Raw genomic sequence first — 14,504 nt, 5'->3', positions numbered from 1 at the left:
CCATGATTCCCGGCGAATACCAGATCCAGGACGGCGAGATCGAACTCAACGTCGGCCGCCGCACCCTCAGCGTCACTGTCGCCAACAGTGGCGACCGGCCGATCCAGGTCGGCTCGCACTTCCACTTTTTCGAGACCAACGACGCGCTGACCTTTGATAGACCGAGTACGCGAGGTATGCGCCTGAATATTCCGGCTGGCACCGCCGTGCGCTTCGAGCCGGGGCAGAGTCGCGAGGTGGAGCTGGTCGAACTGGCCGGCGCGCGCCGCGTGTTCGGCTTCGCCGGGCGGGTGATGGGCGACCTGTAACGCTTGATTGATGGTTCCCACGCTTTGCGTGGGAACCCCTCCAGGGACGCTCCGCGTCCCTGCGACGCAGAGCGTCGCCAACTGCATGCCCACGCAGAGCGTGGGCACGATCAAGGGACACTGAACAATGAAAATCAGCAGACAAGCCTATGCCGACATGTTCGGCCCCACCGTCGGCGACAAGGTGCGCCTGGCCGACACCGAATTGTGGGTCGAGGTGGAGAAGGACTTCACCACCTACGGCGACGAAGTGAAATTCGGCGGCGGCAAGGTCATCCGCGACGGCATGGGCCAGAGCCAGCTGTGCGCCAAGGACGTGGTCGACACGGTGATCACCAACGCCCTGATCATCGACCACTGGGGCATCGTCAAGGCCGACGTCGGCCTCAAGGACGGGCGCATCGCCGCCATCGGCAAGGCCGGCAACCCGGATATCCAGCCCAACGTGACCATCGCCATCGGCGGCGCCACCGAGGTGATCGCCGGCGAGGGCATGATCCTCACCGCCGGTGGCATCGACAGCCACATCCACTTCATCTGCCCGCAGCAGATCGAAGAAGCGCTGATGAGCGGCACCACCACCATGATCGGCGGCGGCACGGGACCTGCCACCGGCACCTTCGCCACCACCGTCACGCCCGGGCCGTGGCACATGGCCAATATGCTAAAGGCCGCCGACGCCTTCCCGATGAACATCGGCTTCACCGGCAAGGGCAACGTGTCCCTGCCCGAGCCGCTGATCGAGCAGGTCAAGGCCGGGGCCATCGGCCTCAAGCTGCATGAGGACTGGGGCACCACCCCGGCGGCGATCGACAACTGCCTGGCAGTGGCCGATGAGTACGACATCCAGGTGGCGATCCACACCGACACCCTCAACGAGTCCGGCTTCGTCGAAACCACCCTGGGCGCGTTCAAGGGTCGCACTATCCACACCTACCACACCGAAGGTGCCGGTGGCGGGCACGCACCGGACATCATCAAGGCCTGCGGCTTCGCCAACGTGCTGCCCAGCTCGACCAATCCGACCCGGCCGTTCACCAAGAACACCATCGACGAGCACCTGGACATGCTCATGGTCTGCCATCACCTCGACCCGAGCATCGCCGAGGACGTAGCCTTCGCCGAGAGCCGTATCCGCCGCGAAACCATCGCCGCCGAGGACATCCTGCACGACCTTGGCGCCTTCTCCATGATCAGCTCCGACAGCCAGGCCATGGGCCGCGTCGGCGAGGTGATCACCCGCACCTGGCAGACCGCCGACAAGATGAAGCAGCAACGCGGCGCCCTGCCCGAGGACGCGCCCGGCAACGACAACTTCCGGGTCAAGCGCTACATCGCCAAGTACACCATCAACCCGGCGATCACCCACGGTATCAGCCATGAAGTCGGCTCGATCGAAGTGGGCAAGTGGGCCGACCTGGTGCTGTGGCGTCCGGCCTTCTTCGGCGTGAAACCGACGCTGATCCTCAAGGGCGGCGCCATCGCCGCCAGCCTGATGGGCGACGCCAACGCCTCGATCCCGACGCCGCAGCCGGTGCACTACCGGCCGATGTTCGGCAGCTACGCCGGCATGCGCCACGCCACCAGCCTGACCTTTATCAGCCAGGCAGCGATGGACGCCGGCGTGCCGGAAAAGCTCGGGCTGCAGAAGCAGATCGGCGTGGTCAAAGGCTGCCGCACGGTGCAGAAGACCGACCTGATTCACAACGGCTACCTGCCCAGCATCGAGGTCGACCCGCAGAACTATCAGGTCAAGGCCGACGGCCAGCTGCTCTGGTGCGAGCCGGCTGAAGTACTGTCGATGGCGCAGCGGTATTTTCTGTTCTGATCCAGCCTCAGCGCGACTGACGGGTGCGCTGCTGGCTCCACACCAACGCCGCGCCACTGAGAATGATCACCAGCATGCCGAGTACCGCCCAGGTGTCCGGCAGGTGATCGAAGAACAGCGCGCTGATCAGCGTGGCCGTGAGGATCTGCCCGTAGGTGAAAGGCGCCAATGCCGCCGGACTGGCGAAGCGGTAGGCATGGGTCAGCAGCATGTGCCCGGTCATGGCGATGCCGCCCAGCGCGGCCATCAGCAGCATGTCCATCAGTGCCGGCGTTTGCCAGACCCAGGGCAGCAGCAGTGACGTGCCCAGGCTACCGACCAGGGCAGTGAGGAAGTTGCTGGTTGCCGGGTTGTCGGTGCTGCCCAGACGCTGGGTGATCAACTGGTAGAAGCCGAAGCAGAACGCTGCCGCCAGCGGCAACAGGCTGGCCGGGGTGAACAACGCGCCGCCCGGCCGCACGATCAGCAGTACACCCAGCAGGCCGCCACCGGCCGCCAGCCATACGCCCAGGCTGACCCTCTCCTTTAGCCAGAACACCGCCAGTAGCACCACCACCAGCGGTGCCAGGAAGATCACCGCCGTGGCTTCGCCCAGCGGCATGTAGCGCAGGCCGCTGTAGAACAGCAGCGTCACCGCCACCAGGCTGATGCCCCGCGCCAACTGCAGCATGGGTCGCCGAGTGCGCACCAGGTCAAGGCCCATGCGCGGGGCGAACAGCACCAGCATCAGCGCGCTTTGCGCCCAGTAGCGCAGGCAGGCCACCAGCAGCACCGGATAGGCAGAGGCCAGTACCTTGGCCAACGCGTCCTGGCTGGACAGCAGTAGACCGGCACAGAGGATCAACACAATGCCCAGGCCTGGGCGGGAATGGTCGGACACGGGAAATACCAGAGAGGAACGTCAGAACGCCTGGCCGAAGCCGTGGGCAAACAGGAAGCCGAGCACCAGCGGCATCACCAGCACGCTGCCGAGATTGCCGATCAGCACCAGCGAAGCCACCTTGTGCGGCTCCTGGCGGTACTGCTCGGCCACCATGTAGTTGAGCACCGCCGGTGGCAATGCGGCGAACACCCACAGACAGGCCAGTTGCACCTGGGACAGGTCGAGCCACAGCGCCAGCGGCCAGGCCAGCAGCAAGCCACTGGCCGGACAGGCGATGGCGCCGAGCAGGCCCAGACGCCAGGCCGAAAAGTCCACGTCGAGCATGCGCACGCCGAGGGCGAACAGCATCAGCGGTACGCAGATCTCGCCAAGCATGCGACAGGCCTCCAGCAGCCAGCCCGGCAGGTCGATACCGCTCAGATTCAGGCCCAGGCCGGCGATGCTGGCGATCACCACCGGCACCCGCAGCAGGCGCCACAGCGGTGCATGGCGGTCGAGCATGTGCAGGCCGACCGAGAAGTGCAGCAGCATCTCGACCACGAACAGCACCACCGCCGCCGGCAGCGCCTGCTCGCCGAAGGCCAGCACCATCAGCGGCAGGCCCATGTTGCCGGCGTTGCTGAACATCATCGGTGGCAGGAAGGTGCGCAGGTCCAGCTTCAGCCAGCGCGCCAGCGGCCACAGCAGCAGGCCCGAGCCGAGCACGATCACCGCACCCGCCAGAGCCAGGTGGGCGTAATCCTGCAGCGGCGCCTGGCGTTCGGCGAGTACCACGAACACCAGCAGCGGTACGAACAACTCCATGTTCAGGGTGTTCAGCTGGCGGATATCGGGGCTGCGAAAACGGCCATAGAGCGCCCCACATCCAGCGATCAGGAAGACCGGCAGCAGCGTGGCAAGGATGTGCGCGAACATGGAGGCTCCGACTTCGAGCAGCCGAGAAAATAGTTCGTTAGCTTCGCAAGTATTCAAGCCGAAAGGCAATACGCCTTTGGTGGGTCACGATCAGCGGCCACTGTGCGCTTAATACAGAACAAGACTTGCTTCGAGGAACACGCTGCGGTTGACTGCCGGCTGTCCCGCCACGAGAAGCACCATGTCCCAAGCCCTGCGCGAACAGCTGAAAGCTCGCCTGCAGCCCTTGCTGGAGTCCCGCGGCTTTATCGCCGACCACCCTCAGAGCGCACTGTTCTGGACGTATCGACGCCTGAGCGGGGACCAGTCGCATATCATCGAAGTGCAATGGGACAAGTACCAGCGCCCGCGCTTCATCATCAACTACGGCACCTGCCCGGCCAGCGGCCTGCAACTGCCGGATGGGCTGTACCCCGCCGCCAGCGTCGCCGCGCACTGGACGCAAGACGCCGGGCGCCTGCAGGACGGCACCTCGGCAGGCGAGCACTGGTTTCGCCAGGACCGGCCCTGGTGGCGTCGCCTGCTGGGCAAGCCCGCCCAGGTCGACGCCCAGGAACCGGTGCAGCGCCTGATGGCCTGCCTGGGGGAAGTGGAAATCTACTGGCAAAGCGGCCTGCTCGGCCCGCATATGTGGCCGCTGGCCAAACCCCGTTAACGCAGCTGACTGTCCTTGCTGGCACGCCGGTTGTAGCCGCTGCTCACCTGCTGCTCCTGGTCGCGCCGGCTCTGACACGCTACGCACAGGCGCACACCGGGCACCGCTGTGCGCCGCGCCTCGGGAATCAGCGCAGCACACTCCTCGCAATGCATCAAGCTCTCGCCACGCGGCAACTGGCTGCGGGCGCGGGCAATGGCGTCCTCGATGCTGCTGTCGATCTGCTCCTGTACCGCGCCGTCACTGGTCCAACCGCCGGCCATGACCTGCCCTCCTCTGTCGTCTTCACGACACAGGTATGCGCCGCGCAGACGCAACTGACAAGCAGAGGTTGAGGCTCAGGCGCGCAACAGCTCGCTGTGCTCACGCAAGGCGCGGAGCATGAGTGCATCCTGATTGAGGTCATGGATTGTCTTGAGCAATTGCTGACGCAGCAGCTCATCGGCGGTGGACTCGGCGGCGCGCATCAGCACCAGGGCGGCGTCTTCGTTGCGCTCGGCGACCATGTCCAGGTTCTTGCGGATATTGCGGGAAATACGCACGGGATAGGCTTTCTGCTGAATCGGGCCGTCACTCTAACCAGCCCCTGTGACGGCCTTGTTGCAGCCTTCCCGTGCGCAACACCTTGTTGCAGTCAGCCAAACTCAGTCCAGCTGGCCGGTTTCACGCAGCCAGGCCTCGGAACGACGCAGACCTTCTTCCAGGCTCATCTGCGGGTTGTAGCCGAGCAGGCGGCGCGCCTTGTCGATGGAGATTTCCCCTGTGCGGGCGAACATGCGCATCACGTCCGGGGCGGTCTCGTTGGGCTTGTTCAGCAGACGGCAGACGCGCCAGATCAGGCCAGTCAGGCCCAGCGCCAACCACAGCGGCACCGTGCGCGGCGCACCGCTACGCCCGGCCCAGCGCCAGTGGTGGGCGAAAAATTCGCCCACGCTGACCGATTCGGCAGAGCTGATGTGGAAGATCTGGCCACGCCCCTGCGGCAAACCGGCGGCCAGCATCACACCATCGAGCAGGTCGTCGATGTACACCGGCGTCCAGCGCCCGCGGCCGCCAGCGGGCAGAATCAGTTGCCCCGCCTTGGCCATCTTCAGCGGCTCGGTGAGCCAGGCACGCGAACCCGGCCCGTAGACATCGCCGGGACGGACGATGGTGCAGTCGATCTCGCCAGCGGCATGGGCCGCCAGCACCATATGCTCGCTGGCGCCCTTGGCCACGCCGTAGCGGTAGACATCGCCGATCACCACCTCGTTACGCTCGTCGGCCACGCCCTTGCAGCGCCAGCCCAGCGCGGCAATCGAGGAGAAATGCACAAAACGACTGGTGCCCGAGGCGATGGCCACATCCAGGCAATTGCGCACGCCACGCGCGGAGACATCACTGTACTGCTGCCAGGAGGCCGCCAGCGACACCACGGCCGCGGTGTTGATGAACAGCTCGCAGCCCCCGGCGTTCTCGGCCCAGGATTCGGGACGGGTCAGGTCACCCGCCACTACGTTGTTGGCCGGATCGGCGTGCAGGTCCATACCACGCACCTCGGCACCCAGGTCTCGATAGCGCTGGGCCAAGGCACGACCGATAAAGCCGCTGGCGCCGGTGATAAAGACGGAACGCGGCACGGCAGGCGTCTGCCCGCCCACGCCGACAGGCATGCAGGCTTGGGTCATCGTGTTGTTCTCGACTAGGAAAAGCCCGTCGCGGAGGACGGGCTGACACAGACTTGGCTAAACGTTCAGGCGCTTATTCGACGCTGTAGCCGGCGTGGCCCGGGCGGATGTACTTGGCCGGCTGCAGACCGCGCTCCCTGACCAGGCGATCGATCATCTGCGTGATGTCGCTGGCATCCATGGTGTTGACGTAGTTGCCTTCGGCATCGAAGTTGATGTTGGCGCCGTACACCACCATGAAGGTGTCGGTGATTTCGGTGTTGTCGGCCGGCACGCTGAAGGTATGGATCGAGCCACCCGGCTCGAACAGATAGCAACCCGCAGTCTGCGGCTGATCCGGATACTCCACGTAGTTCCACTTGCCACTCATGGTGAACAGATGCACCACGCCAGTGTGATAGTGGCACGGCAAGGTCACGCCGGGATGAAAGCGCACGCGCAGGCACCACACACCGACATTCGGGTCGAGATACAACGGCTGCACATCGACACCCGGGAAGTGCGGCCCCATGGCGTCCTCATAGATCGGCAACTCATTGGTGTTGAGGGTCAGCAGCTCTTTGTGGTCAAAGACCGGAATCGGCATGGGCATCTTGTTGTTCTCCAGATCAGGCTATGGGCGATCCCTCGGGATCTGCTGTCATGCTGCGCCAGGAGCACCCCACAGACTTGATAAAGTGCGCCATGGCCTGTTCATTTCATGCCAGCCGCCACCTGCAGAGAGTTTGACAAAACACGCCAGGCCGCTCAGCATCCGACAACGTAAAAGCCACAAGAACAATGATCACGGCTGCCCCATGAACTACTTTACCCGCGCCTCCTCCCTGGCCGAGTTCCAGCCCTTCGCCAGCACTCAAGGGCTCAATGCGCAGGACATCCTGCGCGATGCCGAACTGCCCGCCTCCTGCCTGGAAAGGCCAGAAGACCTGATCCCCTATTCGCGTTTCGGCCGGGTACTGGAACTGTGCGCCGAACGCAGCGGCAACCCGTTGTTCGGCCTGCAGTTCGGCCTGCACCAGGGGGTCAGCATCTTCGGCTCGTTGCTCTACCTGATCCGCAACGCCGACAACGTCGGTGAGGCCTTGCGCGACCTCAGCCAGTACTTTCACGTGCACGACACCGCTGCCGATGTGGTGATCGAACGCCAGGGCGAACATGCCCTGCTGTGCTATCGCCCGGCCAGCCTGGATACGCCCGGCCTGCGCCAGATCAGTGAACTGGCCATGGGCGTCGGCCACCAGCTGATGCGCACCCTGCTGGGCAGCCGCTGGCAGATCGCCGCGGTGCTGCTGCAACACGCGCCACAAGTCGCTGCCGGCCAGTACCGGCGTCTGCTCGGCGTGGCACCACGCTTCAACAGCCCTCAAGACGCCCTGATGTTTGACGCCGCCCTGCTCGCCATCCCCCTGCGTGATGCCGACAAGGCGCTGCACAAGCTGGTACAGCAGCATCTGGCCACGGTGACTCACCTCAAGCGCGACGAACTGGCTAGCTATGTACAGCGCCTGCTGCGCAACTTCCTGCCCAACGGCCGGGTGACCATCGACTACATCGCCGACTTCATGCAGCTCAGCCCGCGCTCGCTGCAGCGCCACCTGAACGAGGCTGGCACTTCGTTCCAGGCCCTGCTGGATCAGACCCGCCAGGCCATGACCCAGCACTACCTCAAGGAGTCGCAGATCAGCCTGGGGCAGCTTTCCGAGCTGCTCGGTTATTCCGATCAAAGCGCCTTCTCACGGGCCTTCCAGCGCTGGTACGGGATGAGTCCGAGCCAGTGGAGCAAGGTCAACGCGGCCAAGCCCGCCTTGCGTAACGCGGCAATTTAATCCCCCAGCAACGAAAACGGGCACCCGAGGTGCCCGTTGTGTCATCGACCAATCAGCTTATTGCTTCTGGTACTTCATGAACTGCTCCATCATCTGGTCAACGGTGAAGCTGGCCGGGCGCTGACGCGGCGGATATTTCTCGAAGGTCATCAGGAACTGGCGCACGCGGGCCATGGCCGGGAAGCCGGCGGCATGCACTTTCTTGTCCCACCACAGGTTGTAGTTGTTCGAGTCGGTGTCGGCGCGCTCGTAGGGGTCGCGGCGCAGGTTGAAGATCTTCGGCGCGCGCAGTGTGACGAAGGGGTCGCGCCATACGGCAAAACCATGGGCGCGCTGCTCGGCGTAGACCATTTTCCAGTCGCCATCGCGCGACCCCAGCAGGGCGCCGTCGTCGCTGAAGTAGTAGAAGTCGGTGCGCGGCCCCTTCTTCTCCTTGCCTTGCAGGTAGGGCACGAAGTCATAGCCGTCGAGGTGCACGTTGAATTTCTTGGAGCCGGCCTGATAACCGGACAGCAGCTTCTCCTTGATCTGCGGCACGCCGGCAATGCTCATCAGGGTCGGCACCCAGTCCAGGTGCGACATGACCTCGTTGGAGATACGCCCCGGCTCGATATTGTTCGGCCAGCGCACCACCGCCGGCACACGGAAGCCGCCTTCCCAGTTGGTGTTCTTCTCGCCGCGGAACGGGGTGATGCCGGCATCCGGCCAATGATTGAAATGCACGCCGTTGTCGGTGGTGTAAAGCACCAGGGTGTTGTCGGCCACCCCCAGCTCATCGAGCTGCTTGAGCAGCTCACCGACCTGCTCGTCATGCTCGACCATGGCGTCGTTGTAGAAGTCCTGCCCCGACTTGCCACGGGTCTTCTCGTTGATGTGGGTGTAGTAGTGCATGCGGCTGGCGTTGAACCAGACGAAGAACGGCTTGTCGGCTTTCACCGACTTGTCGATGAAACGCTTCGAGGCCTGCAGGAATTCATCATCGATGGTTTCCATGCGCTTCTTGTTCAGCGGGCCGAGGTCCTCGACCTTGCCGTCGGCGGTGCTGTGGATGATCCCGCGCGGGCGCAGCACCTTGTCCAGCTGCGGATTCTTGGTCCAATCCGGATCTTCCGGGGCCTCTTCGGCATTGAGGTGATAGAGGTTGCCGAAGAACTCGTCGAAACCATGCTGGGTCGGCAGGAACTCGTCGCGATCACCCAGGTGGTTCTTGCCGAACTGGCCGGTGGCATAGCCCAGTGGCTTGAGCAGCTCGGCCAGGGTCGGGTCTTCCGGCTGGATGCCAAGCGGCGCACCCGGCATGCCGACCTTGGTCAGACCGGTACGCACCGGGCTCTGCCCGGTGATAAATGCCGAGCGGCCGGCGGTGCAGCTCTGCTCGCCATAGTAGTCGGTGAACATCATGCCTTCGTTGGCGATACGATCGATGTTGGGCGTCTGGTAGCCCATCAGGCCGTGGCTGTACTTGCTGATGTTGGTGATGCCGATGTCATCGCCGAAGATCACCAGGATGTTCGGCTTGTCGGCGGCCTGTGCCAGCGGCAGGGCGAGCACGGAAGCCGCCACGGCGGCCCGCGCCCAGGGCAACAGGGCGGACGAGAAGATACGCATAGTCGCAGTCCTTATTGTTATTAAGGCCTGCCATGCGACAGGCCGAGGCAATGCACTGGCAAATGCTAGTCCAGAGCCTGGCACTATGCGGCGGGATGCGCTTTCGCTTTATACCTATCGCGCCAAACCTTTATCAAATGACGCCAGGTCACTCCTTGACGTTCATGTACTCGCGCGCCCAGACGATGTAATCCTCCGGTTGGGTGTACTTGTGCGTCAGTTCGGTCGCATTGAGGTCGCTGGCGGCGATGCCGCGCTGCTCGCGCAGGCAGTCGTAAGTGGCCTTGATCGCCGCAAAGTAGGCGGCGTGGCCGTCCACCACGATGCGCACACCGAGCTGGGCCAAACGGGCATCGTCACGCAGTTCCGGGTTGCCATAGCTGACCAGCATCAGCGGCACGCTCAGGTGCGCGGCGATCTGCTCCAGATGGTCGAAGTCCCGAATACCGACCATACAGATGCCATCGGCACCGGCGGATTCGTAGGCCAGGGTGCGACTCACCACCTCATCCACGTCCAACACTGCAGCGTTGGTGCGCGCAATGATCGCCAACTGCGGGTCGAAGCGCGCTTCCAGCGCCGCACGGATCTTGCCGACACCCTCGTCCACACTGATCAGGTCGGTGGACTTGCGGCCAAACTGGGCCGGCAGCAGGGTGTCCTCGATGGTCAGTGCGGACACCCCGGCGCGCTCCAGCTCCATCACGGTGCGCATCACATTGAGGGCATTGCCATAGCCATGGTCGGCATCGGCGATAAACGGCAGGCGTGCCACCCGGCCTATACGCGTGGCCTGTTCGGCAAATTCGCTGAGGGTGATCAGGGCGAAGTCCGGCGCCGCCAAGACTTGTAGTGAAGCTACAGAACCACCCAGGATTCCCACTTCAAAACCAAGGTCGGCGGCGATACGCGCGGACATGGGGTCGAATACAGAAGCCGTGTGATAGCAGGCATTCGAGTTGAGAAGGGCACGAAATTGCACGCGCAGGTCGTGATGCGAGGCTTTGGACATGATGGGCACTATCGCTGATTCTGGGTCTCTGGGAGCGGCCGATTATGTAGTAAAACTACAGATCCAGCCAAATTTCCGATCCCAAGCTTGGCAGAACCGCCTTGCGCCTCGCTTTCAAATACCGCCCATGTAAGCCTAGCCAAGGCTGCCGCAAGGTGGATTTACTTGCTTATATTTTGTTATGTTATTTCATCTATATAAGGAAATAGCATGAAAAAAACGCTCTACCTCCGAACTATCGGAATTTCCTCTCTGCTCCTCCACGGCAGCGCCTGGGCCCAGGGCAGCCTCGTCCTGGAGAGCACATCGATCAGCGACAGTCGCCTGGAAAGTGCCAGCGGCCCGGTCGAGGGCTACCGGGCGACCCGCTCGGCCACGGCCACCCGCACCGACACCGATATCCGCGACACCCCGCAGACCATCGAAGTGATCCCCAGCCAGGTACTGAAAGACCTTGGCAGCACCCGCATCGACCGCGCCCTGGATTTCGCCGGTGGCGTGTCGCGGCAGAACAACTTCGGCGGCCTGACCTTCTACAACTACAGCGTGCGCGGCTTCACCACCGACCAGCTGTACCGCAACGGCTTCGCCATCAACCGCGGCAGTTACAGCTCGCCGGACACCGGCGCCATCGAGCGCATCGAGGTACTCAAGGGCCCTTCCGCCAGCCTGTATGGCCGTGGCGATCCCGGCGGGCTGGTCAATATCGTCAGCAAGCGCCCGCAGGCCGAAGCCTTCACGCACATCGACCTCAGCGCCGGCAGCTGGGACCGCTACCGCACCAGCCTGGACGCCAACACCCCGCTGAGCGAAGACGGCAGCCTGCTGTCGCGCATCAACCTGGCGGTCGAGGACAACGGCAGCTTCCGCGACCATGTGGACAACCGCCGCCAGGTGGTCACGCCCTCGCTGACCTGGCAGCTCGACCCGGACACCACCCTGCAGCTGGACGCCGAGTTCTCCCGCACCGAGTCGGTGTTCGACCGCGGCATCCCGGCGGTCAACGGCGAGATGGGCGCGGTGTCGCGCTCCACCTTCCTCGGCGAGCCGAACGACGGCCACATCCGCAACGACAACCAGACCCTCGACCTGGCGCTGGAGCGCTACCTGAACGAGGACTGGAAGCTGCGCCTGGCCAACCACTACACCCAGGGTCACCTGCAAGGCGATTCCAGCGAGCCGGGCGCACTGGTCGGCGACACCGTCACCCGCCGCTTCCGCCAGCGCGATTTCGAGTGGAACGACAGCATCACCCAGGCCGAACTGCACGGCCAGGTGGAGGGCTTCGGCTGGCAGCACCAGTTGCTCGCCGGCCTGGAGTACGAGAACTACCGCAACAGCCAGAAGTACCCGCAGAGCGGCCTGTCGCTCGGCTACGGACAGAACATCTACGACCCGGTGTACGGCGCGCCCAAGCCGGCGATCACCAGCGCCAACGACTTCTTCGAGCAGACCGAGAGTTACGCCCTCAACCTGCAGGACCAGATCACCTTCACCGAACGCCTGCGCGGCCTGCTCGGCGTGCGCCTGGAGCGGGTCGAGCAGCATGCGCTGAACCGCGCCAGCGGTGAGGAAACCTCGCAGTACAAGGACGTCGCCACCCCGCGCATCGGCGTGCTGTACCAGCTCACCCCGCAGGTCGGCGTGTTCGCCAACGCGTCGTCCTCGTTCAAGCCCAACAGCCTCGGCACCCAGGGCCAGGTGTACCAGCCGGAGAAAGGCATCGGCTACGAAAGCGGGCTGAAGCTGGACCTGCTCGACGGCCGCCTGGGCGGCACCATCGCCCTGTTCCATATCGACAAGGAAAACGTCATCACCACCGACGCCCTCGGTGAGAGCGTGGCGGCCGGCGAGGCACGCAGCCAGGGCCTGGACATGCAATTCAGCGGCCAGCTCAGCGACGCCGTGCGGATCATCGGCGCCTACGCCTATATCGACGCAGAAGTGACCAAGGGTGACGCCGCCATCCCCACCGGCAGCGACCTGGTCGGCGTCGCGCAGCACAGCGGCAGCCTGATGGCGGTGTACGAGTTCCAGGGCGGCGCCCTGCAGGGCTCGGACATCGGCGCGGCGGTCAACTATGTCGGCGACCGTTCCGGCCAGGCCGGCAGCGATTTTCGCCTGGACGCCTACGAGACGCTGGACCTGCTGGCCCACCACAAGGTCAGCGCGGACGTCACCCTGGGCGTGAACCTCAACAACGTCTTCGACCGCAAGTACTACGAGCGCAGCTACAACAGCGTCTGGGTACTGCCCGGCGAGCCACGCAACCTCAACTTCAGCCTGAGCCTGGCGCTCTAAGGATCACCTCAATGCGTATCTCCCTCCCCCTGCTGCTCGCCGGCCTGGTCGTCTGCGGCCAAGCCTCCGCCCACGGCCTGTGGACCGAACAACGCCGTGGCAATCACGAGGTCATCTACGGCCATGGCGCCGAGGACGACGCCTTCAAGGCGCAGAAAATCAGCGGCGCCTGGGCCTATGACGGCGCCGGCAAGATGATCCCGGTAACCGTACAGCGCCTGGACGACCACGCCCGCCTGCAGCCACTGCGCGCGCCGGCGGTAGTGGCCGTGGCGCTGGACAACGGCGCCTGGTCGCAGACCCCGGACAAACAGTGGATCAACCAGGGACGCAGCCAGGTGCCGAACTCCACCCACTCGCTGCACACCTACAAGTACAGCCTGGCGATCCTCGCCCCCGGCGCCCAGCTGCCGGCGCTGAGCAAGCTGCGCCTGGCCATCGTGCCGCAGAGCGACCCGCTCGCCGTCGGCCCGGGCAAGCCGCTGCGCGTGCAGGTGCTGGTGGATGGCAAACCGGCCAAGGGCGTCAAGCTGATTGGCGACTATCGCGGGATGCCGCACGAAGTCAGCGCGACTACGGATGCGCAAGGCTTTGCCGAAGTCGTGGTGCGCAACCAGGGCCTGAACATCATCGCCGCCGAGCTGTACCAGCCGGTCAAGGGCGACAAGGACATCGAGGAAGAAGGGCTGTTCGCCTCGCTGACCTTCCTCGGCCAGGCCCATCACGAGTAGGCGCGGGCTCAGCGCCCTCGCGCAGCGGGCAGCCAGCGTTGCAGGATGCTCTCCAGGCTGCCATCGCGGCGCATGCCATCGAGCTCGCCGCGCCAGCGCTCGACCAGGGCGGGCGCTGTCTGCGGCGAGAAGACGATGTAGTAATCGGAACGCATGAATGCCAGGTGCGGCTGAACCTGGTCAGGCGTCAGCCCACCGCTGGCCAGCTCTTCGCGCAGGGTCAGGTCTTCGGTGGCGATCAGCTTGACCCGGCCATGCTTGAGCATGGTCACCATCTGTCGGGAGCTGGGCACGCCATACAGGTTGGTGAAGCCCATGCGCTGCAGCGTCTCGTAGGTGTACCACTGCTTGGGCAGGGCCAGGGTGCCGGCGCGGGCCGCGTCCTCCAGGCTGTCGATGCGCAGCTTGCTGCTCTTCAGCGAATAGAAACGCGTCGCCCCCTGCAGGATCGGCCCGACCCACTGGAACAGCGCCTCGCGCTCGGCGGTGCGCACGACCGAGAACAGGCCGGTGTCGGCCTCGCTCTTGGCCAGGTAGTAGGCGCGGGTCCAGGGCAGCAGTTCGATTCGAGCCTGGCTGCCGGTACGCCGGATCAGCTCATGCACCACCTCTACTGCATAACCCTCGGGCTGACCGTCGCGCAGGAAACTGGTCGGCGGCGCCTGCTCGGTCAGCAGCCGCAACTCGGCCACCGCCAACAGCGGCAACATCGCCCAGCACAACACCCAGCTGCGCAGTAATGCATGCATCCGCACATCCCTCCCATGTCT

Annotated in this window: 15 protein-coding genes; 6 read left to right on the top strand and 9 right to left on the bottom strand. The window is 64.4% G+C overall.

All coding sequences use genetic code 11. The features are described from left to right. Positions 1-2 precede the first annotated feature (2 nt). Positions 3-308, top strand: coding sequence for an urease subunit beta (locus P7A97_RS03075; protein WP_277688470.1), 306 nt, complete (start codon positions 3-5; stop codon positions 306-308). A 127-nt stretch (positions 309-435) separates the two neighbouring features. Next, a complete protein-coding gene (gene ureC / locus P7A97_RS03070) occupies positions 436-2,136 on the top strand; it encodes an urease subunit alpha (RefSeq protein ID WP_277688469.1) in 1,701 nt (566 codons plus the stop codon). Positions 2,137-2,143: 7 nt separating this feature from the next. On the opposite strand, the gene P7A97_RS03065 is transcribed toward ureC, so the two are convergent. After that, the gene (locus P7A97_RS03065) at positions 2,144-3,016 is read right to left on the bottom strand and encodes a DMT family transporter (protein WP_277688468.1); all 873 of its coding nucleotides are present in this window, start codon (positions 3,014-3,016) and stop codon (positions 2,144-2,146) included. A 21-nt stretch (positions 3,017-3,037) separates the two neighbouring features. Further along, positions 3,038-3,934 carry an AEC family transporter gene (locus P7A97_RS03060; protein ID WP_277688467.1) on the bottom strand — a complete coding sequence of 299 codons (897 nt, stop codon included), beginning with the start codon at positions 3,932-3,934 and terminating at the stop codon, positions 3,038-3,040. A gap of 181 nt (positions 3,935-4,115) precedes the next feature. Here P7A97_RS03060 and P7A97_RS03055 point away from each other — a divergent pair, with 181 nt between their 5' ends. Next, entirely contained in the window at positions 4,116-4,589 is a 474-nt protein-coding gene (locus P7A97_RS03055) for a hypothetical protein (RefSeq protein WP_277688466.1), read from the top strand. On the opposite strand, the gene P7A97_RS03050 is transcribed toward P7A97_RS03055, so the two are convergent. The 4 genes from P7A97_RS03050 to P7A97_RS03035 form a co-directional block, all read right to left on the bottom strand. Then, positions 4,586-4,852 carry a DksA/TraR family C4-type zinc finger protein gene (locus P7A97_RS03050; protein WP_277688465.1) on the bottom strand — a complete coding sequence of 89 codons (267 nt, stop codon included), beginning with the start codon at positions 4,850-4,852 and terminating at the stop codon, positions 4,586-4,588. The two genes, P7A97_RS03055 and P7A97_RS03050, sit on opposite strands and share 4 nt — an antisense overlap. Positions 4,853-4,927: 75 nt before the next feature. Then, positions 4,928-5,131: a hypothetical protein gene (locus P7A97_RS03045; RefSeq protein WP_277688760.1), complete on the bottom strand. Its 204-nt coding sequence runs from the start codon at positions 5,129-5,131 to the stop codon at positions 4,928-4,930. Positions 5,132-5,233: 102 nt separating this feature from the next. Then, entirely contained in the window at positions 5,234-6,256 is a 1,023-nt protein-coding gene (locus P7A97_RS03040; protein ID WP_277688464.1) for an NAD-dependent epimerase/dehydratase family protein, read from the bottom strand. Between the two features lie 73 nt (positions 6,257-6,329). Next, entirely contained in the window at positions 6,330-6,848 is a 519-nt protein-coding gene (locus tag P7A97_RS03035; RefSeq protein ID WP_277688463.1) for a 2,4'-dihydroxyacetophenone dioxygenase family protein, read from the bottom strand. 205 nt (positions 6,849-7,053) lie between these two features. On the opposite strand from P7A97_RS03035, the gene P7A97_RS03030 reads away from it, so the two are divergent. Beyond that, positions 7,054-8,082, top strand: a complete 1,029-nt coding sequence (locus P7A97_RS03030; protein WP_277688462.1) for an AraC family transcriptional regulator — start codon at positions 7,054-7,056, stop codon at positions 8,080-8,082. A gap of 57 nt (positions 8,083-8,139) precedes the next feature. Here P7A97_RS03030 and P7A97_RS03025 read toward each other — a convergent pair whose 3' ends face one another. Further along, the gene (locus tag P7A97_RS03025; RefSeq protein ID WP_277688461.1) at positions 8,140-9,690 is read right to left on the bottom strand and encodes an arylsulfatase; all 1,551 of its coding nucleotides are present in this window, start codon (positions 9,688-9,690) and stop codon (positions 8,140-8,142) included. Positions 9,691-9,838: 148 nt separating this feature from the next. Then, positions 9,839-10,702, bottom strand: a complete 864-nt coding sequence (locus P7A97_RS03020; protein ID WP_277688460.1) for an oxaloacetate decarboxylase — start codon at positions 10,700-10,702, stop codon at positions 9,839-9,841. 210 nt (positions 10,703-10,912) lie between these two features. Between P7A97_RS03020 and P7A97_RS03015 the strand changes: the two genes are divergently transcribed. Together P7A97_RS03015 and P7A97_RS03010 are read left to right on the top strand one after the other, a co-directional pair. Beyond that, positions 10,913-13,003, top strand: a complete 2,091-nt coding sequence (locus P7A97_RS03015) for a TonB-dependent siderophore receptor (protein WP_277688459.1) — start codon at positions 10,913-10,915, stop codon at positions 13,001-13,003. Between the two features lie 11 nt (positions 13,004-13,014). Beyond that, positions 13,015-13,734 (top strand): DUF4198 domain-containing protein, encoded by a 720-nt coding sequence (locus tag P7A97_RS03010; protein ID WP_277688458.1) that lies wholly within the window; start codon positions 13,015-13,017, stop codon positions 13,732-13,734. 8 nt (positions 13,735-13,742) lie between these two features. Here the strand turns inward: P7A97_RS03010 and P7A97_RS03005 are convergent, their stop codons facing one another. Next, complete coding sequence (locus P7A97_RS03005; protein WP_277688457.1) at positions 13,743-14,483, bottom strand: transporter substrate-binding domain-containing protein; 741 nt, start codon at positions 14,481-14,483, stop codon at positions 13,743-13,745. Between the last annotated feature and the right edge of the window lie 21 nt (positions 14,484-14,504).

The organism is Pseudomonas sp. GOM6, assembly GCF_029537485.1.
GTDB lineage: Bacteria > Pseudomonadota > Gammaproteobacteria > Pseudomonadales > Pseudomonadaceae > Aquipseudomonas.
Note: the sequence above shows the minus strand (reverse complement) of the source record. Positions and strands in the feature narration are given on the sequence as shown.